Source organism: Nocardiopsis dassonvillei, from assembly GCF_964273065.1.
GTDB classification, from domain to species: domain Bacteria; phylum Actinomycetota; class Actinomycetes; order Streptosporangiales; family Streptosporangiaceae; genus Nocardiopsis; species Nocardiopsis dassonvillei_B.
Map to the genome: position 1 here is coordinate 5,149,716 of NZ_OZ186815.1, position 21,839 is coordinate 5,171,554.

14 protein-coding genes are annotated in these 21,839 nt (G+C 74.6%); 10 read left to right on the forward strand and 4 right to left on the reverse strand.

Annotation, left to right across the window (positions count from 1 at the left end):
• Positions 1–14 precede the first annotated feature (14 nt).
• Positions 15–455, forward strand: a complete 441-nt coding sequence (locus ACSUPR_RS23050) for an NfeD family protein (protein WP_436886812.1) — start codon at positions 15–17, stop codon at positions 453–455.
• A gap of 85 nt (positions 456–540) precedes the next feature.
• Positions 541–1,638, forward strand: coding sequence for an SPFH domain-containing protein (locus tag ACSUPR_RS23055; RefSeq protein WP_436886813.1), 1,098 nt, complete (start codon positions 541–543; stop codon positions 1,636–1,638).
• Positions 1,639–1,922: 284 nt separating this feature from the next.
• On the opposite strand, the gene ACSUPR_RS23060 is transcribed toward ACSUPR_RS23055, so the two are convergent.
• The gene (locus tag ACSUPR_RS23060; protein WP_436886814.1) at positions 1,923–2,888 is read right to left on the reverse strand and encodes a quinone oxidoreductase family protein; all 966 of its coding nucleotides are present in this window, start codon (positions 2,886–2,888) and stop codon (positions 1,923–1,925) included.
• Between the two features lie 87 nt (positions 2,889–2,975).
• On the reverse strand, positions 2,976–5,132 hold the full coding sequence (locus tag ACSUPR_RS23065; protein WP_436886815.1) for a serine/threonine-protein kinase: 2,157 nt from the start codon (positions 5,130–5,132) through the stop codon (positions 2,976–2,978).
• A 260-nt stretch (positions 5,133–5,392) separates the two neighbouring features.
• On the opposite strand from ACSUPR_RS23065, the gene ACSUPR_RS23070 reads away from it, so the two are divergent.
• A complete protein-coding gene (locus tag ACSUPR_RS23070) occupies positions 5,393–5,680 on the forward strand; it encodes a DUF6504 family protein (protein WP_436886816.1) in 288 nt (95 codons plus the stop codon).
• 48 nt (positions 5,681–5,728) lie between these two features.
• Here the strand turns inward: ACSUPR_RS23070 and ACSUPR_RS23075 are convergent, their stop codons facing one another.
• Entirely contained in the window at positions 5,729–6,310 is a 582-nt protein-coding gene (locus ACSUPR_RS23075) for a GNAT family N-acetyltransferase (protein WP_436886817.1), read from the reverse strand.
• A 107-nt stretch (positions 6,311–6,417) separates the two neighbouring features.
• Entirely contained in the window at positions 6,418–7,503 is a 1,086-nt protein-coding gene (locus tag ACSUPR_RS23080; RefSeq protein ID WP_436886818.1) for a peptidoglycan recognition protein family protein, read from the reverse strand.
• Positions 7,504–7,941: 438 nt separating this feature from the next.
• Between ACSUPR_RS23080 and cobT the strand changes: the two genes are divergently transcribed.
• The 7 genes from cobT (at position 7,942) to ettA (ending at position 21,778) form a co-directional block, all read left to right on the forward strand.
• Positions 7,942–10,296 carry a nicotinate-nucleotide--dimethylbenzimidazole phosphoribosyltransferase gene (gene cobT / locus ACSUPR_RS23085; protein WP_436886819.1) on the forward strand — a complete coding sequence of 785 codons (2,355 nt, stop codon included), beginning with the start codon at positions 7,942–7,944 and terminating at the stop codon, positions 10,294–10,296.
• A gap of 228 nt (positions 10,297–10,524) precedes the next feature.
• Positions 10,525–11,805, forward strand: a complete 1,281-nt coding sequence (gene cobA, locus ACSUPR_RS23090) for a uroporphyrinogen-III C-methyltransferase (protein WP_436886821.1) — start codon at positions 10,525–10,527, stop codon at positions 11,803–11,805.
• A gap of 65 nt (positions 11,806–11,870) precedes the next feature.
• Positions 11,871–13,769 carry a dynamin family protein gene (locus tag ACSUPR_RS23095; protein WP_436886822.1) on the forward strand — a complete coding sequence of 633 codons (1,899 nt, stop codon included), beginning with the start codon at positions 11,871–11,873 and terminating at the stop codon, positions 13,767–13,769.
• Positions 13,766–16,285 (forward strand): GTPase, encoded by a 2,520-nt coding sequence (locus tag ACSUPR_RS23100; RefSeq protein WP_436886824.1) that lies wholly within the window; start codon positions 13,766–13,768, stop codon positions 16,283–16,285. The genes ACSUPR_RS23095 and ACSUPR_RS23100 overlap by 4 nt, the downstream gene beginning before the upstream one ends.
• Positions 16,286–16,831: 546 nt before the next feature.
• A complete protein-coding gene (locus ACSUPR_RS23105) occupies positions 16,832–18,205 on the forward strand; it encodes a GGDEF domain-containing protein (protein WP_436886825.1) in 1,374 nt (457 codons plus the stop codon).
• An 869-nt stretch (positions 18,206–19,074) separates the two neighbouring features.
• Entirely contained in the window at positions 19,075–20,055 is a 981-nt protein-coding gene (locus ACSUPR_RS23110; RefSeq protein ID WP_436886826.1) for a DUF4192 domain-containing protein, read from the forward strand.
• A 58-nt stretch (positions 20,056–20,113) separates the two neighbouring features.
• The gene (gene ettA, locus ACSUPR_RS23115) at positions 20,114–21,778 is read left to right on the forward strand and encodes an energy-dependent translational throttle protein EttA (RefSeq protein WP_436886827.1); all 1,665 of its coding nucleotides are present in this window, start codon (positions 20,114–20,116) and stop codon (positions 21,776–21,778) included.
• Positions 21,779–21,839 lie beyond the last annotated feature (61 nt).

Below are 21,839 nucleotides of genomic sequence, written 5' to 3' on the forward strand. Positions count from 1 at the left end.
CGGGAGGATGGTCGATGGACGCCTGGCTGGTCTGGCTGCTCCTTGCCGTCGTCCTGGGGGCCGTCGAGGTCTTCACCCTCACCTTCGTCCTGGGGCTGCTCGCCGCGGCGGCGCTGGTCGCCGCCCTCCTCGGCGCCGTCGGGCTCCCGGTGGCGGTACAGATCATCGGGTTCGTCGCGGCCTCGGCCGCGGGGGTCTACCTGGTGCGGCCGATCATGCGCCGCCAGCTCTCCGGCGGGCCCGTGGTGCGCTCGGGGGCCGAGGGGCTGGTGGGGCGCAGCGCCGTGGTGCTCCAGCCGGTGGACCGGGACAAGGGGCTGATCAAGCTCTCCGGGGAGGAGTGGTCGGCGCGCAGTATCGACGAGGACCTGGTGATCCCCGTGGGCACGCACGTCGACGTCATGGAGATCGACGGCGCCACCGCAGTGGTCTACCCGCGCGAGGCCCTTCCCTGAGCCGGTCGCCCGGCCGCCGGGGAGGGCGGGGCGGGCCGGGGCCGCGCGCACCGCCGCAGACACGATCCGAGGTCAGGTACCGAACATGCCGGAAACAGTCATACCCTTCATCATTCTCGCGATCCTCGTCGTGGGCCTCGCCCTGGCGTCGATCCGCATCGTCCCACAGGCCCGGGCGTACAACATCGAACGCTTCGGCCGGTACATCAAGACGCTCGGGCCCGGGCTGAACTTCATCATCCCGGGCGTGGACCGCGTCAACACCAGGTTCGACCTGCGCGAGCACGTGTTCACCTCGCGTCCCCAGCCGGTGATCACCGAGGACAACCTGGTCGTCAACATCGACACCGTCCTCTACTACCAGATCACCCACCCCAAGGACGCGGCGTACGAGGTCGCCAACTACATCCAGGCCATAGACCAGCTCACCGTCACCACACTGCGCAACGTGATCGGCTCGATGGACCTGGAGCGCACCCTCACCTCGCGCGAGGAGATCAACACCCGCCTGCGCGGCGTCCTGGACGAGACCACCGGCAAGTGGGGCATCCGCGTCAACCGGGTCGAGATCAAGGCCATCGACCCGCCGCCCACCATCAAGGAGGCGATGGAGAAGCAGATGCGGGCCGACCGCGACAAGCGCGCGGCCATCCTGCACGCCGAGGGCGAGCGCCAGGCCCGCATCCTCAAGGCGGAGGGCGCACGCCAGCAGGCGATCCTGGAGGCGCAGGGCGACCAGCAGGCGGCGATCCTGCGGGCCGACGGCGAGGCCCAGGCGGTGGAGCGGGTCTTCCAGGCGGTGCACGCCAACAACGCCGACGCCAAGCTGCTGGCCTACAAGTACCTGGAGACCCTGCCGCAGCTGGCCAACGGGGAGGGCAACACGTTCTGGGTCATCCCGGGCGAGTTCACCGAGGCGGTCAAGAACGTCAGCCACGCCTTCGCCGGGGAGGCGGTGAGCTCGCGGCCCTCCACCGAGAAGGACGAGGACGCCGGGACGGGCGGACCGGCCCAGATCTCCGGGCCCGACCCGGCCGAGCGGTCGGCGTCGGCGCAGGCCGCCATGGACGCCGCGGAGGCGGCCCGACAGGCGGTTGAGGACGCCCGCGACGACGTGCGCCGGGCCGGGGTGGCGGGTACGCGCGGTGCCGAGGCCGCCCCGCCCCCGCGCCGGGAGGGGTAGCCGCGGCGCAGCCGTCGCCGGGTGTCCCGGGCCTCCCGGCCCCGGGCCGGGGCCCGGGACACCGGCACCACCGGCTCCCACGACCTCTCGTTCCGCGGGCTGGGTGGAGGCGGGGCGCCTCCGGCGGTGAACGGCGTCGCGCCCGCCGGACGCGAGCCTTGGGCGCCGTGCCGTCGTGCCGCGCCGGGTGACGTCGCGTCGGGTGCCGGCGCACGGGGTCCCCGGCCCGAACGGCGTCGCGCCCGCCGAGCGGAGACCGCACCGCGGGACCGTGCGGCCCGGGGTCAGGTCAGGAGGAGCTTGCCCGTGGTCCGGCGCGAGGCCAGCGCCTCCTGGGCGGCGCCCGCCTCGGCCAGCGGGTACCGGCCGCCGATCCGCACGTCCAGCCGCCCCTCGCCCACCAGGGAGAACAGGTCGTCGGCCCGCCACAGCAGCTCCTGGCGGTCGGCCACGAAGTGCGCCAGCGACGGCCGGGTCAGGTACACCGAACCGGCGGCGTTGAGCCGCTGCGGGTCCACCGGCTCCACCGGGCCCGAGGACTGCCCGAACAGCGCCAGCACACCGCGCGGGCGCAGCGAGGCCAGGCTCGCGTCGAAGGTGTCGCGGCCCACGCCGTCGTAGACGGCCGCAACTCCCGCCCCGCCGGTGAGGTCGCGCACCGCCTCGGTCACCGGGGTCCGGGTGTAGCGGACGACCTCGTCCGCGCCGGCCTCGCGGGCGATGCGCTCCTTCTCCTCCGAGGAGACGGTGCCGATCACCCGGGCGCCCCTCTCCTTGGCGAGCTGCGTGACGAGCAGCCCGGTACCTCCGGCCGCCGCGTGCACCAGCACGGTCTCGCCCTCGGACACCGGGTGCACCGAATTCACCAGGTAGTGGGCGGTCATGCCCTGGAGCAGCAGGGCCGCGGCCTGCTCCGAGGACACTTTGTCGGGCACCGGCACCACCAGGGCGGCCTTGACCACGGCGCGGTCGGCGTAGGCGCCCGGCGCCATAGCCCACCCCACCCGTCGGCCGACGGACAGGTCCTCGACCCCCTCACCCACGGCGGTCACCGTACCGGCGGCCTCCATCCCCGGGACGAAGGGCAGCGGGACGTCGTACAGGCCGCTGCGCTGGTAGATGTCGATGAAGTTGACCCCGCGGGCCTCTACGTCGATGAGGACCTCACCGGGGCCGGGTACGGGGTCGACGACCTCGGAGACGCGCAGGACCTCGGGTCCGCCGGTCTCCTCCAGGACGATGGCGCGCATGCTTCCACTCCTTGCCGAATGCGAATGCCCGGCATCATGCCAGGCCGTCCGGGGCGGCGCCACGGCGGCACCCGCCCCGGGGCGCGCTCACTCCTGCGCGAGGATCTCGTGCACCGAGAAATCGGTGTAGAGCACCGCCATCGGCTGGTGGCCGGGGCCCGACCGGGTCATCATCCCGATCCGCCGGCGGTCCTCGACCTCCTCGGCCTCCGCAGGCAGCGGGTCGGAGTCGACGGCGCTCACCGCGTGCTCGCCGTTCACCCACAGGGCCAGCTCCATGTGCGCCTCGCCGCCCTCGTCCTCGACGTACTCGCAGGTGAAGGCGAGCGTGTTGACCACGACCTCGTCCCGGTCGAACTCGTACGGGGAACCGGGGTCGTACCCGTCCGTCCTGGCGCTCTCCTCGAACAGCGGGTAGGGCTCGAACCCCTGGACCTCGTTGGTGCGTTCGAGGACCTGGTCGCCCTCCTCCTCGCTCATCCGCCGGATCTCGGCCTGCTGCCCGTCGTAGCGCACCGCGGCCTCGTACTGGGTGCGGTACTCCTCACCGGAGGTGTCCCAGCAGCGGACGCCGAAGGTCGCCTGCTCGGGCCCCTCGATCACGTAGGCACTGGCGGTGACCAGCACCCGGTCGGGCATGTCGTCCTCGCGGTCCAACGGCACGACCAGGCCCCGGCTCGGGTCGTCGCCCGAGGGCTCGGGGTGCCGGAGGAGCATGCCGCGGCGCTCCTCCCAGTACAGGGCACCGTCCTCGACCTCCTCGGCGTCGTAGAAATAGGTGTTCCACGCGGGGTTGAAGGCGAAGTCGGTGTTGTAGATCGAGACGATCTCGTTGTCCTCCTCCGAGGGAGGCCGGGGCTCCAGGTTGGACAGGACCACCGGGCCGATCCCGGCGATCAGCACGAGAGCGCCCGCACCCGCCCCGAGGGCGAGCAGCAGTCGGCGCCTGCGCCGTGCGCCGTCGCCCGCGCCGCCGCCGTCGGCCCCGCCGTTCACACCGGCGTTCGGCGGTACCGGGGCGCCGGGGCCGCCCGGACCCGACGGGAAGCCGTGGGCGGGCTGCCCGTGCGGCGGCGGGGCGTATCCGGCGGGCATCCGATGGGTGGCGGGGGGCTGGGGCCCGGAGGGCCCGTGGTGCGCCCGCTCGTGGAGGGTGGGCGGCACCTGGCCGCCGGGGCCCTGGTGGGCGGGGGAGCGGGGCTGTTCGCGGCCCTGGTGGTAGGGCAGGGTCGGGGCCGCGCCGGTGTCGCCCCCGTGCCCGCCCCCTCCCTGGGGGAAGGGGGCGGTGGCCCCCTCGGGCGGGGTCTGCCCGTGCGGGGGCGTGGTCGGGGCGGGCGGTGCGCCCGGGACCGGGACGCCGGTCGGCACCTCCCAGGAGTCGCTGATGCTGCGCCGCACCTCGGACTCGGCCGGCGCGTCCTGGCCGGTCAGGCGGGCCAGGAGCTGCTGAGAGGTGGGCCGCCGGGACGGGTCCTTGTCCAGGGCCGCGGCCACCAGGTCGTACAGGCCCGGGTCCAGCCCCTCCAGCCGGGGCGGCGCCGACGTGATGTTGTGCAGGACCGCGGGCACGGTCGCGGCGTCGAACGGCGCCTCGCCCAGTCCCGCGAAGGCCACCAGGCAGCCCCAGGCGAAGATGTCGGCCGCGGCCGTGGGCGGCTCGCCCAGCAGCAGCTCCGGGGCCATGTAGGAGGGGGTGCCCATGAGCTGGCTGGACCGGGTGACCCCGCCGCCGGAATCATCCAGGGCGCGGGCGATCCCGAAGTCGATGACCTTGGGGCCCACCGGGGACAGCAGCACGTTGGCGGGCTTGAGGTCGCGGTGGATCACCCCCGATCCGTGGATGGCGGTGAGCGCGGCGGCCACGCCCATGGCCAGGCCCTCCAGGGTGCCCCCCGACATCGGACCGCCCCGGCGGATCGCCTCGTCCAGGTTCGGCCCGGGGACGTACTCGGAGACGATGAACAGTGTGTCGCCCTCCAGGCGGGCGTCGATGACCCCGGCGGTGGAGAACCGGGCGACGCGCCGGGCCGACTCCACCTCGCGGGCGAACCGCAGCCGGAACGACTCGTCGTCGGCGAGGTCGGGGTGGATGAGTTTGACGGCGACGGGCCGCCCGGAGGCGTCCTCCGCGAGGTAGACGGTGCCCATCCCGCCGCGACCCAGGCGCGCGGTGATGCGGTAGCCATCGAGTTCCCGGGGGTCGCCCGCGCGCAGGGGTCTGCCGCTCTGATGGCCGTTCGACATCACGGTGGAGGGTCCTCGCATGGTTCGGGGATGGGGTGGTGCCAGGGTACCGAGGCGACACGCCGCGCGGTCTCCGGACGGGCGGGCCCCGCCCCGGGGCCGCCCGTCGCAGGGGGTGGCTCTCGTCGGTCACATGAGGTGATGCCGAGCTTCGGGAAACAGTTCCACGGGTCGGCCGATTTCGCTACTGTGGGAACACTTGTTCGAACATCTGTCCGTATCTTCCCCGCGGGCGGGCACAACCGGGGCCGGAGGGGTCGATGCCGAGGGGAAGTGTCGTGGGAAGGTACTACGGGACAGAGGTGACGGTCGTGCAGGACGGGGGTCGGCCGGCCCGGTTCACCTGGAACGGCAGGGTCTACGGCGTGCGCCGGATCATGGACCACTGGGTGACGCCGCAGGAGGGGTGGCGGCCCTCGCACGGCCCCCTGGCCCCGCGCAGCGAGCACTGGCGCCTGGAGGCGGGCGCCGCAGGCTCCGAGGGGGTGTACGAACTGCGCCACGACACCCTCGCCGGGACCTGGTCGCTGTCCCGGGTCTGGGGGTGACGGGACACCGGCCGGGGCGACCGCCGGAGCCGCCCGGGCCCGGGCGGCTCAGCCCCGGCCGAGGTCGGCGGGGACCAGCCCGTACACGGCCAGGTCGGAGCGGCCCCCGTGCAGCGGCATGGCGCTGCGCTCCACCCCCTCCAGGGTGAATCCGGCCTTCTCCGCGACCCGCCGCGAGGCCGTGTTGCCGGTGGCCGCCTTGATCTCCAGCCGCTGGAACCCCCGGTCCAGGGCCCAGCGGGACACGGCGACCACCGCCTCGGTGGTGTGGCCCCGGCCCCGCGCCCAGGGGGCCGCCCAGTAGCCGATCTCGCTGTTCATCGCGGGCCACAGAACGCGGATCAGCCCCACCGCGCCGACCAGCCGGCCGCCGTCCTTCGCCGTGACGGCCCACTGCTGGCCCTCCCCGCCGGTGCGCAGTCCGGGCGCGATCTCCCGGCACCACTGCTCGGCGTCGGCGCGCGTGTAGGGGACGCCTGGGCGGGGGAGGGGCAGCCACCGCTGGAGGCAGGGGTCGTTGCACGCGGTGTACACGTCCTCGATGTCGTCCTCTATGAACGCGCGCAGGCGCAGGCGCTCGGTCTCCAGGACGACGGAGGGCAGGACGGGGCGCGGGCGCACGGAGGCCATGGGATCTCCCGGGTTCACAGGACGCGGTTCCACAAGCCTAGACACGGCCGCGGTCCCCACCGGCCCCGACGGGGTCGGCGCCCCGCGGCGGGGCGCCGACCGCGGGGTCAGGCGGGTCCGCGGGCGACGCGGTCGCGGATCGCGGTGTCGAACACCTCGGCGAAGGCGTTGCCGGGGCACTCGGTGGACAGCCAGTCGCGGTGCCGCCCCAGCGCCGGGCCGGGGGTGACGGCCCCGGTGTCGGGGTGGGTGTAGTCGATCGCGGCCAGGGGGTCCACCCCGGTCAGCGCGCACAGCAGGCGCAGCACGCGGACCAGGGAGTCCTGGGCGGCCCGGGTCGGCAGCGCTTCGGTGAAGTCCCCGAGCAGGCACACCCCGATGTTGCCGTGGTTGACGCCGAAGGCGTGCCCCGCGGTGACGGAGCGGGCCCGGCCCGGCAGCGGGGGCCCGGAGAAGACGGGGACCCCGTCCCCGCCGGAGTGGCGGCCCTCGTAGACCGTGCCCCCGGGGTCGATGAGCAGGTGGTAGCCGATGTCGCCCCAGGCCTGTTCCACGGCGTGCAGGTAGTACACGGCGCGTACGTCGGCGGCGTGGTCGCCGGTGGTCGCCATGGCGGTGTGGTGCACGGTGATGGCCTGCACCGGGTGGAACACCGCCGGCCACAGGTCGGTGCCCTCCTCGTCGAACCGCCAGGACTCGTCGGCGCCCCACCCGGCGCGGGTGCGCAGGCGCAGGGCGGGCAGGCCCGGGGAGCGGGCGCCCTCGGCGGACAGCGTGGTCCGCGCCGGACCGCCGACGCGCAGGGCCTCCCCGTCGAACAGGTTCACGGCGGCGGTGTCCCCCTCGATGTCGGCCTCGTACCCGGTGGCGCCCTCGGGGGCGCGGACCAGGGCGGAGCCCACGGGGCCCTCGCCCTCGCGGCCCTCGGTGTGCAGGTGGAGGGGTTCCCAGGCGCCGGGGCCGGAGGGCGTCTCGAATCGGATGGCGCCCCGGGCCCCGGGGCGTCCGGTGACGGTGACCACGTCGAACGGCCGCCCGGTGCGGACGCGGGGGCCGGCGGGGGCGGTCTCGGCCAGGACCCGGGGGGCGGTGCGGTCCCCGGCGGCCAGGGCGGTGCGCGGGTCCGCGGCGCCGCCCAGGGCGGCCAGTCCTGCCGCGGCGGTGGCACCGGTGAGGAACGTGCGTCGTCGCATGCGGGTCGTCTCCTTCGGATGCTCGGTGGGTACCCGGGGGCAGGGAGCCCGGCCACTCTCGCACATGTACCGCCACGGAGGGTGACGCTTCGTCGGGGAAAGTGGCCGGATCCGGCCGCTCCGGGCCGGTGCCCGGTGGGCCGCCGGGCACCGCCCGGTGCCGGGACCGGTGCCGGCGGGGCCCCGGCCGGAACCCTCCGAAACCTGCTTCCACCTGCGATGACAGGGGAGATATCGGACGCCGGCCACATGCCTTCAGGGTGGCTCTGGCACAGTTGACGGTGATGTGGCGGGCTCGGCACAGGGGGTCGACCGGCGATCCGCCCGGGCCCGGGGGACCCGTGCGAGCGGCACACCGCCGCAGGCTACGCTTACCGGTCGAACACCGGAACGAGCAGTGGGAACGGGCAGTCGACACACCTTCACGGGGGAGCGATCATGACCGACGACGACCGCGAGGACGCACGCTCCAGCGGCTCCGGCGGGGACGACTCCCGCGGCCGGACCCCGGGGGCGTCCGGCCTCGGACCGCTGGGAGGCCTGCTCGACGGCCTGCCCGAGAGCGGCCGCGGCACCAGGCCCCGGCGGCCTGCGGGCGCCAACCCGTTCCGGCGGCCCGACCCCGCCCCCGGCATCCGGCCGGCCCAGGGCCAGGCACCGCCCGCGGCCCCCGCCGCACCCCGGCCCGAACCGGTCGAACGGGCCGAGCCCCCCGCGCCCGGGCCCGCGGCCCCCGAACCGCCCGCCGAGCCCGTTCCGACCCCGCCGGCCCGGCCCAACGTCATCCCCTTCCGCAACGCTCCCGAACCCGGGCCCCGGGCCGAGGACCGCCCCGCGGACCCCGCGCCCCCGGAGCGCACCGACCACCCGGCGGCCACCGCCGACGGGACACCCGCGGACACCCCCGCGACCACCGAAGCAGAACAGAGCATGCACGCACACGAAGCGGCCGTCCCCCATCCCGAGCCGCACCCGGCACAGCCGCCCCGCACCGCCGCGGTCCGCACCGCCCCGGAGCCGGCCTCCCCGGCGCCCGTCCCCGCCGGGGCGGGCGACCGCACCGCCGACCACGCCTACGACGAGGCCGCCCGCGCCGCCGTCTACCGGGCCATCAACGACCGGCGCGACGTGCGCACCGGCTTCCTCCCCGACCCCGTCGCCCCCGAGGTGCTCACCCGCGTCCTGGACGCCGCCCACCGGGCGCCCAGCATCGGCCACTCCCAGCCCTGGGACTTCGTGGTCATCGGGGACCCCGAACTGCGCGGCCGGGTCCTGGACCTGGCCCGCCGCGAACGCGACGAGTACTCCCACGCCCTGCCCGGCACCCGCGCCCGGGTCCTCTCCGGGCTCAAGGTCGAGGCCGTGGCCGAGGCCCCGCTCAACATCGCGGTCACCGTCGACTCCACCCGGGGCCTGGGGCACACCCCCGGCCGCCACGCCAAGCCCATGAGCGCCGCCTACGCCGCGGCCCTGGCCGTGGAGAACCTGTGGCTGGCCGCCCGCGCCGAAGGCCTCGGCGTGGGCTGGGTCGGCTTCGCCGACGAAGGCGACGTCGCCCGCGCCCTCGACCTCCCCTCCCACCTCGAAGTCGTCGCCTACCTGTGCCTGGGCCACGTCGAGGATTTCCCCACCGAGCCCGAGCCCGGCCTCTCCGGCTGGGCGAGGGGACGCCCCCTGTCCTGGGCGGTGCACCACGACCGCTACGGTCGCCGCGGTCTGCCCGGCCAGGAGCCCACGACCCTGCTGGAGGAGACCATCGCCGCCATCGGAGCCCTGAACACCCGCGCGGTGGAGGAGGCCCGGGACCGGCAGGACAGGATGACCAAGCCGCCGGGCTCCCTCGGGATCCTGGAAGAGGTGTCCGTCCGCCTCGCCGGACTCGCCGGGGAGTGCCCTCCCCCCATCCCCGAACCCGCGGCCGTCGCCGTGTTCGCCGGGGACCACGGCGTCCACGCCCAGGGGGTGACCGCCTGGCCGCAGGAGGTCACCGAGCAGATGGTGCACAACTTCCTCAACGGCGGCGCCGTCGTCAACGCGTTCGCCGCCCAGGTCGGCGCCGAGGTCACCGTGGTGGACGTCGGTGTGGTCGGCGACCTGCCCCACGCCGCCGGGCTGCTGTCGCGCAAGGTCGCCCGGGGCACCGCCGACATCACCCTGGGCCCCGCCATGACCCGCGACCAGGCCATGCAGGCCCTGGAGAACGGTATCGAGGTGGCCCGCGACCTGGTCACCGCGGGCAACCGGTGCCTGATCACCGGCGATATGGGCATCGCCAACACCACCCCCTCGGCCGCCCTCATCTGCGCCTTCACCGGGGCCTCCGCGGAGGAGGCCACCGGCCGCGGCACCGGTGTGGACGACGCGATGTTCGAGAACAAGGTCGACGTGGTCCGCCGCGCCCTGGCCGCCAACCCCGTGGACCCCGCCGACCCCATCGGCACCCTGGCGGCCCTGGGCGGGCTCGAGCACGCCGCCCTGGCCGGGTTCATCCTCGGCGGCGCCGCCCTGCGCGTCCCGGTACTGCTCGACGGGGTCATCGCCGGGTCGGCCGCACTGGCCGCCGCGGCCATCTCCGGCGACTCCACCGGCGCCTACTTCGCCGGACACCGCTCCAGCGAGCCCGGCCACGCCCTGGTGCTGGAGCACCTGGGGCTGCGCCCGCTGGTGGACCTGGAGATGCGCCTGGGGGAGGGGTCGGGGGCGCTGCTGGCCCTGCCGCTGCTCCAGGGCGCGGCCCGGGCGCTGCGCGACGTGGCCACCTTCGACGACGCCGGGGTCTCGTCCGCGCACTGACCGGACCGGCCGGACGCCGCGACCGCCCGCACCTCCCGGGGTGCGGGCGGTCTCACATTCGTCCGGGGGTCCGCTTCATCTCCCCGTAATACCGCTTTGACAAGGTACTTTTGAGCAATCGCCGACCACCACCGGCAGGCGTTCCGGCTCCATGGCCGGTCACAGCGCCCGCCGGTGCCCCGCCGCCGTCGCCGGGGTCCGGAACCGACGACCGAAGGGGTACTCCCCGTGACCTATCTCCTCGGCCTGCGCCTGCACGACCGTGACGTACTCGTCATCGGCGGCGGCCACGTGGCCCAACGCCGCGTCCCCGTCCTGCTCCAGGCGGGCGCCCGGGTCACTCTGGTGGCCCCGTCCGTCTCCGCCGCGCTGGAGGACCTCGCCGCCGCCGGGCGCATCACCTGGACCGCCCGCGCGTACGAGCCCGGCGACGTCGCCGGGGCCGACGCCCCCGTCTACTGGCTGGTCCACGCCGCCACCGACGACCCCGGTGTCAACGCCGCCGTCGCCGCCGAGGCCGAGGCCGCCCGCATCTGGTGCGTGCGCGCCGACGACCGGCACGCCTCCGCGGCCTGGACCCCGGCCAGCGGCCAGGAGGGCGGCATCACCGTCGGCGTCGTCGCCTCCGGGGACCCGCGCCGCTCCGCCGGGCTGCGCGACGCCATCGTCGACGGCCTCGCCGACGGCACCCTGGACGCCCGCCGCGGGCGCGAACGCCTCGCCGGCGTCGCCCTGGTGGGCGGCGGACCCGGTGATCCCGGTCTGATCACGGTTCGGGGGCGGCAGCTGCTGTCCCAGGCCGACGTCGTGGTCGTCGACCGGCTCGCGCCCACCTCCCTGCTGGACCGGCTCCCCGCCGACGTGGAGATCGTCGACGCCGCCAAGATCCCCTACGGCCGTTCCATGCAGCAGGAGGAGATCAACCGCGTCCTCGTCGACCGCGCGCGGCAGGGGAAGTTCGTGGTCCGCCTCAAGGGCGGCGACTCCTTCCTGTTCGGCCGCGGGGGAGAGGAGGCCGCGGCCTGCGCCGCGGCCGGGATCCCGGTCACGGCCGTGCCCGGTGTCACCAGCGCGCTGGCCGCCCCCGCCGCCGCCGGCATCCCCGCCACCCACCGCGGTGTCGCCCAGGACGTGCACATCGTCTCCGCCCACGTTCCTCCCGGCGACCCCCGGTCCACCGTGGACTGGGCGGGCCTGGCCCGCGCCGGCGGCACCGTCGTCGTCCTCATGGGGGTCGAACGCCTGTCCGCGATCGCCGACGCGCTCGTCTCCCACGGGCGCCCCGCGGACACCCCCGTCGCGGTGGTCCAGGAGGCGACCCTGCCCGGGCAGCGGACGGTCACGGGTACGCTGGCCACCATCGCCGACTCGGCCGAGCAGGCCGGAGTGCGGCCCCCGGCGGTGGCGATCATCGGAGAAGTGGTCCAAACAGCGCGGGAACTTGACATACTGCACACGGGAACCCAGTTCGAGACCCATCGACTGGCGACCGGGCGCGATCTCTCATAACACCCCCTGATGGCGTCGCCCGCCCGGAGGGGAACGTCAGCACCGTTGAGGAGGGCACACCGATCATGACCCGGCCGTCGGCCGCGCCGGACACCACCGGTTCCGGTCCCGCGGACCGGTTCGGTACCGGACCGGCCGCCACCTCCGACCAGCCCGCCCAGGGCCCCGGACCGCTGCCCGAGGGGGACCCCCGGGCCATCAACGAGGCCCGGCGGGGGCCCACCGTCCCCGTTGCGGCCGGACCCGCCAAACACCGCGCCCCCGCTCCGGAGGACGGCCGTTTCGAGCAGGTCCTGGAATCCCTGCGCAAGCAGATCCGGGACCTGAGATTCGCCGACGGCCTCCCCGGAGCCGAGGAGGGGCGCGTCCTGCAGGCCGACGTGCTCGCCCAGCTCTCCGACTACGTGCTGCCCAGGGTGCGCCGCCCCGACATCCCGCTGCTCATCGCGGTCGCGGGATCCACCGGAGCCGGCAAGTCCACCCTGGTCAACAGCCTGGTCGGTGAGCAGGTCACCACCACCGGCGTGCGCAGGCCCACCACCAACAGCCCCGTCCTGGCGTGCAACCCCGCCGACGTGGACTGGTTCAGCGAGGCCTCCTTCATCCCGTCCCTGCCGCGCGTGCGCCAGCAGGGCCTGGCCATGCCCGGCAAGGACGGCATGCTCGTCCTGGCCGCCACCGAGGCCATGCCCCCCGGCGTGGCCCTGCTCGACACCCCCGACGTCGACTCGGCGGTGGCCGCCCACCACGAGTTCGCGGCCAAGTTCCTCGACGCCGCCGACCTGTGGGTGTTCGTCACCACCAGCAGCCGCTACGCCGACGCCCGCGTGTGGGAGTTCCTCCAGGTCGCCCGCGACCGCGACACCTCGATGGCGGTCGTGCTGTCCCGGGTGCCGCGCCGGGGCCGCCGCAGGCTCCTGGACCACTTCGGCGCCATGCTGGAGGCCAACGGCCTGGGCTCGGCCGCCCGGTTCGCCATCCCCGAGACCGACCAGATCCGGGGCGAGCGCTTCACCTCCAACGTCGCCGACCACATCCGCGGATTCCTCGCGGACGTGGCGGGCGAGGCCGAGCAGCGCGACCGGGTGTCCCGGCGCACCTTCATCGGGGTCATCGACAGCTTCCGCACACGGGTGCCCGAGCTGGCCCGCCAGGTGGAGACCCAGATCGAGGCCGGACGGGTCATGGCCACCGCGGTGGACACCGGCTACGCCGACGCCCGGACGCGCATCGGCGACGGCCTGGGCGACGGCTCCCTGCTGCGCGGATCCCTGATCGCCCGCTGGCAGGAGGTCGCCGCCAGCGGTGAGCTCGCCCGCAGCCTGCGCCCGCGCGGCCGCCGCTCCCGCCGGGCGGGCCGGGCCGAGCAGGCCGAGCGCGGACAGCGGGTGGCCGCCCTGGAGCGCGCCGTCCGCGACGCCGTGGAGGCCCTCGTGGTCTCCTCCTGCGAACGCGCCTCCGAGGAGGTCGAACGCGTCTGGCGGGAGGTCCCCGGCGGAGCCGACCTGGCGGCCAGGGCGCTCAACCAGCCCGGCACCGGCCTGCTGGTCCAGCAGATCCGCCAGGAGATCGGCGAGTGGCAGCGCGACATCGCCGAGATGACCGGGGAGGCCGGGGCCACCAAACGCTCGGTCGCCCGGCTGGTCACCTTCGACCGCGACATCGTCACCCTGATCCTCATCATCGACCTGCTCGGCTACGAGCGGTCCCGCTCCGGGGGCGGCGCGCACGCCGCGGAGCCCTCCGGTCCCTCACCGCAGCGCCTGCTCAAGGGGTTGTTCGGCGCGCAGTCGCTGCGCAGTATCGGCGCGAAGGCGCGGGAGAACCTCATCGACCGCATCAACGGCCTGCTCGACCGCGAACGGGTCCCCTTCGACACCGCACTGGCGTCGGCGGAGATCCCCTCCGAGGACGCCGCCGTCCAGCTCTACCAGGCCACGTACAACCTTGAGATAGCACGATGACGACTCAGTGGAACCCCGCGCACGCGGCCGGGGACACCGACGGCGCCACCCGCGGAGGGGACGCCCGGGCGTCCTCGGACAGCGGGCCCTGGCGCGGCTACACCGTGCCGGTCCCCGAGCACCCGGACCACACCCGCCCCGGAGGGGAGGGGGAGCCCGCACACGACGGGATCTCCGCCTACCCCGAGGACGCGTCCGCGGCCCCCGGAGAGCCGACCGGGCCCGCGGCCGCGGAGGAGCCCGCCGGCGCCCCCCAGGGCGACGGTGACGCCACCGCGGACGGTTCCGGTCGGACGACCTCCGCCCAGCGCCGCAGCGGCCGCCACGCCCGCCACACGGCGTCCCCGCCCACGGCACCCGCCGCGCCCGCCGAACCGGAGGCGGCGGAGGAGGAGCCGCGGGCGGAGGGCGCCGACGAGGACCCCGACGGCCTCGCCGGATGGGTGGGCAGCCTCGCCGAGGCCGCCGAGGACGCGCGCATCGCCGGTCGCGGCAGCGCCACCGGTGCCTTCGCCGCCGTCCCCGCAGCAGGTCGCCGCGCCCGGACCGAACGCACCGCCCACGCCTCCGACACGGAGGAGGAGCGGGCCGACGGCCGCACCGACGACACGGACGCGGGAGCCGTTCCCCCGGAGGCGGCGGGCGCCGCCCCGGACACGGCCCGGGCCCCGTCGCGGGAGCGGACCGCGGGACCGGCCGAGGGCACCTGGGTGCCCGAACCGGAGCCGCGGGACGCCGGCGACGACGGACCGGAGCCGCTGCCCCGCCGTGTCCCCGGACCCTCCGCGGTCTCCGGGGCCTTCCGGGCCGTGGACCCCGAGACGGAGCCCGCGGGCCCGGCCGCCGACACCGACGAGGAGTACCGGCCCACCACCCACGACTCCTGGCAGCACACCAGGAACACCACCCGGGCCGAGCTCATCGAGCGGCTGGACGCCCTGTCCACCCTCACCGAACTCGGTCAGGGCGACCTGCCGCAGGACCTCACCGCCCGCTCCGCCCAGCTGCTCGACCACGCCGGGGCCCGCCTGCGGCTGTCCGCCGAGCACACCGTCGTCGCCCTCGCGGGCGGCACCGGCAGCGGCAAGTCGTCCCTGTTCAACGCCCTGTGCGGGCTGGAGCTGTCGCAGACCGGCATCACGCGGCCCACCACATCCAAGGCGCACGCCTGCGTGTGGGGCCACGAGGGCGCGGACGCCCTGCTGGGCTGGCTCGGGGTGCCCACCCGCTACCGCCACTCGCGCACCAGCGTCCTGGACTCGGGCAGTTCCGAGCTGACCGGCCTGGTCCTGCTCGACCTGCCCGACCACGACTCGGTGCGCAGCATGCACACCGCCGAGGCCGACCGGCTCATCGGCTCCGTCGACCTGCTCGTGTGGGTGCTCGACCCGCAGAAGTACGCCGACGCCGCCGTCCACCACCGCTACCTGGCCAAGATGGCCGGGCACGGCGCGGTCACCGTCGCGGTGCTCAACCAGGTGGACAAGGTCGAGCCGGACGAGCTCAAGGAGCTCCTCACCGACCTGCGCCGCCTGCTGGAGTCGGAGTCCGGTGTGCACCCGCGGGTGCTGACCACCTCCACCCTCACCGGGCAGGGCATCCGCGACCTGCGCGAGTTCCTCGCCGAGACCGTGCGCGAGCGGCGCGCCCTCGTCGACCGGCTCGTCGCCGACCTGGACCAGGTCGTCGCCCCCTACGCCGAGTACATCGGCGAGGGGGAGGTCCCCGAGACCGTGCCCGCCGAGGTGCGTTCGCGCGTCCAGGAGGGGCTGGGCAGGGCCGCCGCCGTCACGGCCGTCGCCGACGCCGTCGAGGCCAACGACGTCCGCCGGGGGCGGCGCCGGGTCGGCTGGCCGGTCGCCCGCCGGGCGGCCCGCCTGCGCAAGGACCCGTTGGCCGCCGTGCAGCTCGACTTCCTGCGCAAGGACGGCGACCAGGTGCTGGGCGGTCCCGTGGACGCCCACGAGGCCGAGCTGGAGACGGTCCTTTCGGAGGCGGCCGACGCCGTCTCCGAGGACATGCCCGCGCCGTGGCGGCGCCGGATGCGCGCCGCCGCCCGGTCGTCCGCGGCCGAACTGCCCGCCGAGCTGGGCGGTGCGGTGGCGTCCGCGGTCGGCGACCCGGACCAGAGCCCCTCGTGGTGGCGCCTGGCGCGGTCGGCGCAGTTCTCCCTGCTGGCCGTGGCCGGGATCGGCCTGGCCTGGGCGGTCGTGGCACTGGTGAGCCGGCTGGGCGGCGGGATCACCGGAGTCGCGATGTTCGACGACGCGGTGTTCGTGGCGTACGCCGCCGCCCTGGTCGCCGCCGCCCTCGTGGTGGGGTGGCTGACCGGTGTCGGCTGCGGGAACCTCGTGGAGGTGGCCGCGGTGCAGCGCCGGGAGGACGTGGAGCGGGCGGCCCAGGCGAAGGTGCGGGAGATCGCCGTGGCGCGCGTGGTGGAGCCGATGGAGGCCGAACTGGCGCGCTACCGGGAGTTCCGCACGGCCTACGAGGTGGCCGCGCCCACGGAGGACTGAGAACGGCGGCGGCCGCCCCGGGCGACCGCCGCCTACGGTGCCGGGTGAGGGCGGCTTCGAGCCGCCCTCACCCGGATTTCGTTTCACGGACGGATCAGGTCCAGTGAACGCCGTTGCCGACCATGGGCATGCTCCTTCGCAGGTTGTGGAGAACGGTGGTACCCCAAGGCGTGAGACCCCGACGGGCGCGTTCGCAGCCGATCGGGAACCTGTGGATCCCAGAGCAGAATGCCCTAGTTTCCGCGTTACAACCACCCTTCGCGGTACCGGGTTCCCTCAAAGGCCGACCCGCCGGTGGCCGGACACATGCAAGCAGTGATTAACCTATTACCCAAAGTAATGTAAAGTACGGGGGCGTCGGCTTGTGCCGATCAGAGGATCACCTCTTGGAAACACGTCTATCCAGATGTCGTGACCGAGTGGCACTGTAAGGGAACGTCGGGCGAGGAGGCTTCGTCGGAGGAGGTGGCGCGGAGGGCGGCGGGCCACGCTGAGAGCACGGCGGGAGAAGGCCGCCGCGGTGGAGAGTGGAGGGAGGGCGGAGGAGTGAGCATCTCGGAGAAGTCGGTGACATCGGTGGATCGCCCCGTCGGAGGGCGGGCTCGTTGGCCGTTCCTCCAGGAACCCCCTAGTCTGATCGTTTTCATGTCCCTGCTGGTGCTCACCGCCCTGTTCCTGTTCGGTGTGGCCTTCGCGGTGACCGCGTTCTCCCCGGTGGACCTCCTGGTGTTCGGCGCGCTGGTGGCCGGCGCGGCGATCAGCGTCGAGGGGAGCCGGCGCCTGGAGACCCCCCAGCACGCCGGACTCAACAGGGACCTGCTGGGCGCCTGGTGGTTCCCGGTCGTCCTGCTTCTGCCCCCCGTCTACTCGTTCCTCATCCCCGTCCCCGTCTTCCTGCTCATCCAGCGGCGACTGCGCCAGACCCTGGTGTACCGGAGGGTCTTCAACACGGCGTCGGTGGGTCTGTCCGGGTTCGTGGTGTCCGTCGCCTGGCACTGGATGATCGCCGGGGACTTCATGGGGGGCCTGCGCGGCGCCTCCGGAACGACCTACCAGCTGACCTCCGTGCCGGGGGTGCTGTTCGCCCTCGTCGGCTGCGCGGCCTTCACCGCGCTCAACACCCTGATCGTCGCCCTGGCCGCGCGGATCAGCAGCGGGGGCAAGAGCGGCTTCCTCCCGCTGTGGGACCGCGAGGCGCTCATGGTCGACCTCGTCGAGCTGTGCGTCGGGGTCATCGTCGCGGCGCTGGCGCACATCTCCCTCTTCCTGCTGCCGATCGTGGTCCCGCCGATCCTGCTGCTCCAGCGCAGCCTGCTGTACCAGCAGTTGCAGACCGCGGCGCGGACCGATCCCAAGACCGGGCTGCTCAACGCGCCCACCTGGGAGCAGGAGGCCTCGATCGAGATCGCCCGCTCCCGTGCCGCGCGCAACCGGTCGGCGATCCTGATCGTCGACATCGACCACTTCAAGCGGGTCAACGACACCCACGGACACCTCTTCGGGGACCAGGTGCTCATGGGGGTGGCCACGACGATCTCCCACCACCTGCGCCAGTCGGACCTGCTCGGCCGGTTCGGCGGCGAGGAGTTCGTGGTGCTGCTGCCCGGCGCCGACGTCGCCGAGGCCTGGCAGGCCGCCGAACGGCTGCGCGTCGAGGTGGGCTGCATGGAGATCGCGGTGGACAAGGTGCAGGTCACCGTCACCGTGTCGATCGGCCTGGCGGTGGTCGGGGAGCACGGCAACGACCTGGTGGAGCTGCTCACCGCCGCCGACCTGGCGCTGTACCGGGCCAAGGAGACCGGGCGCAACCGGGTGTGCCTGCCGGGCGGGCGGCCGGAGGGGGGCGCGGTCCCCGAACCGCAGGACAGGCGGGAGGCGAACCCCGCCCCCGAACGCCCGCAGGGCATCGCGGACGCCTGACCGGTCGGGACGGGGCGCCCGGCCCCCGCGCGCCCGGGGTTGTCCACAGGTCCCCGAAGGCCGTTGCGCGAGGCCGGTCCGTCACGCACCGTGAATACATGCACATCGAACAGGATCGTTCCGCGCAGTCCTCCGCCCCCGACGACCCCCGGCCCCCGCTTCCGCGCCGCCGCCGGCCCCCCGCTCCCCGCCCTCCCGCCGACACCTTTCCGGTGGGCCTCCCGCCCGGTCCCGCCGGCACCCCCGGCCCGACGGAACCGCCTCCGCCCGCCCCCGGCCCGACCGCCGGGGCGGAGAGGGCCCCGAGGGGGGACGACCGGCCGCAGGAGCCCCCGGACACCGGCGGGCCGCGGCCGCCCGGCGCCGTCCACCGGAACGGGGGAGCACCGCCGGGAAGCCGCATCCCGTCGAGCGGCGGGACCCGCCCCCGACCGCCGGGCGGAGACCGCGCCGGGGAGCGTCCGGAGGACGGCGGGCACCGGCCCGGTGCGCCGGGACCGTGCGGTGGTGCCGGGACGCCGGGGGAGACCCCGCCCGGGGCGCCGCCGGGAACCGCCGCATCGGGCGGGCCCCCGCCGTCCGGCGACGCAGGCGGGGCCGCCGGAGGCCCGGAGGAAGGGGGCGGGGGGTCACCGGACGCCGAGGCGCCCCCGCGGGGGGAGGGTTCACGCCGAGGCGTCGGGGCACGGCCGGTGGTCCGACCGCCGGGCGGTGGCGCCCCGCCCGGTGTTCCCGGGCCGGGTGGCCGCCCGCAGGAACGCCCGGGGGTCCGCCCGCCGCCGGGCGGTGGGGACCGGGCCGACGCGGACGCGGGGGGAGGCGTGCCGCGGGGGCCGGGCGGCCGTGCGTTCCCCGCGGCCGGAGCGCCGGTGGGCGGACGGTTGGCGCTGCGCAACCCGCTGGACATCATCGCCGGGATGCCCTACCTGGTGGGGGAGCCGCCCGACCCCGGGATCGTGGTCCTGGCGGCCAGGGGGGCCGGCGTGCACGCCGCTTTCTGCGGGGCGCTGGACGGCGAGCACAGGCACCTCACGCCCGTGCAGCGGTCCCGGCCGCCGGTCGACCTGGCCGTCGCCGAGGGGTGCGACGGGCTGCTCATCGTCGCCTACGGGCCGCCCGAACGCGTCACCCCCTACGTGGACGCCCTCATGCTCACGGCGCGGGACCGCGGGGCGGCCGTCATCGACGCGCTGCGGGTCACCGGCGGGCGCTACTGGTCCTACACCTGCGTCTCCCCCTCCTGCTGCCCGCCCGAGGGCACCGTCGTCAACGTCGACGGCTCACCCGTGCCGGCCGGGGCGGTCCTGCGCGGCATCACCCCCGCCGGGCCGCCCCGGGTCGCGCCCGCCGACCTCGACCGCGTCCGCGCCCTGCTCACCCCCGCGGGCGGGCCCGAACGGGCCGCGGCCGGGGCGGCCGCCGAAGCGTTCGAGAGCCGGCTCCTGGTACTGCCGGAGGACGTACGGGTCGCGCGCGGCACGGAGGCGGTCCGGGAGGGGGTCGAGGGCGACGGGCTCCCCGGGCGCGAGGACACCGCCCGGCTCGGCGTCCACCTCGGGCACATCCGGGTGCGCGACCGGGCCTGGTCCGCCATCACCGCGCGCACCGCCCCGCGCCACCGCGACCTGTGGGCGCACCTGGTCCGCCACCTGCCCGACCGGTGGCGGGCGGCGCCCGCCGCGCTCACCGCGGTCGCCGCCTGGCAGCAGGGCGACGAGGTCCTCGCCATGGCCGCCGTGGAGACCGCGCTGGCAGCCGACCCCGGGTACTCCATGGCGGTGCTCATGGGCCGGGCACTGGCCTGGGGGCTCCCGGTGGAGCGGTGGCGCGACTCCACACCGGAGGGATGACCCGGAGAGGCCCCCGCGATGGCGGGGGCATATCCCGCGACGCCCTAGGCTGGGAGGCATGCCGGAGTACATCTACACCATGAACAACGTGCGCAAGGCGCACGGCGACAAGGTCGTCCTGGACAACGTTTCGGGGTCGTTCCTGCCCGGAGCCAAGATCGGTGTCGTGGGCCCCAACGGTGCGGGTAAGTCGACGCTTCTGAAGATCATGGCCGGCATCGAGCAGCCGTCCAACGGTGAGGCGCGCCTCATGCCCGGGTTCACGGTCGGCCTGCTCGCCCAGGAACCCCACCTCGACGAGAACAAGACCGTCCTGGAGAACGTCGAGGACGGCGTCGCCGAGACCAAGGCGATGCTGACCCGCTTCAACGAGATCGCCGAGCAGATGGCGACGGACTACTCCGACGACCTGCTCGAGGAGATGGGCAAGCTGCAGGAGCAGCTCGACCACCGCAACGCCTGGGACCTGGACAGCCAGCTCGCCCAGGCGATGGACGCGCTGCGCTGCCCGCCCGGCGACGCCGACGTCACCAGGCTCTCCGGTGGTGAGAAGCGCCGTGTCGCCCTGTGCAAGCTGCTGCTGGAGCAGCCCGACCTGCTCCTGCTCGACGAGCCCACCAACCACCTCGACGCCGAGAGCGTGAACTGGCTGGAGCAGCACCTGGCCAAGTACCCGGGCACGATCATCGCGATCACCCACGACCGGTACTTCCTCGACCACGTGGCCACCTGGATCCTGGAGCTGGACCGCGGCCAGTTCTACCCCTACGAGGGCAACTACTCCACCTACCTGGAGACCAAGCAGGGCCGCCTGAAGGTGGAGGGGCAGAAGGACGCCAAGCGCGCCAAGCGCCTCAAGGACGAGCTGGAGTGGGTCCGCTCCAACGCCAAGGCCCGCCAGACCAAGAGCAAGGCCCGCCTCCAGCGCTACGAGGAGATGGCCGCCGAGGCGGACAAGACCCGCAAGCTGGACTTCGAGGAGATCCAGATCCCGCCGGGTCCGCGCCTGGGCACCACCGTGGTCGAGGTCAAGAACCTCACCAAGGGCTTCGGCGACCGCGTTCTCATCGAGGACCTCAGCTTCTCGCTGCCGCCCAACGGCATCGTCGGTGTCATCGGCCCCAACGGTGTCGGCAAGACCACCCTGTTCAAGATGATCGTCGGCGAGGAGACCCCGGACAAGGGCGTCATCAACGTCGGCGACACCGTCGAGATCTCCTACGTCGACCAGTACCGGGGCCGTATCGACGACTCCAAGAACGTCTGGGAGACCATCTCCGACGGCGAGACCTTCATCCAGGTCGGCAAGGTCGAGATCCCCAGCCGCGCCTACGTGGCCGCGTTCGGGTTCAAGGGTTCGGACCAGCAGAAGAAGTCCGGCGTCCTGTCCGGTGGTGAGCGCAACCGCGTCAACCTGGCGCTCACCCTCAAGCAGGGCGGCAACCTGCTGCTGCTGGACGAGCCCACCAACGACCTCGACGTCGAGACCCTCGGCTCGCTGGAGAACGCGCTCCTGGACTTCCCGGGCTGCGCCGTGATCACCTCCCACGACCGCTGGTTCCTGGACCGCGTCGCCACGCACATCCTGGCCTGGGAGGGCGACGCCAACTGGTTCTGGTTCGAGGGCAACTTCGAGTCCTACGAGAAGAACAAGATCGAGCGCCTGGGCCCGGAGGCCGCGCGCCCGCACGCGGTCACCCACCGCAAGCTCACCCGCGACTAGGACGTGTTCGGTGGATGCCTTAGTGTGGTCCGGCGCCTGCGCCGGGTGACGCGAGCGGCCT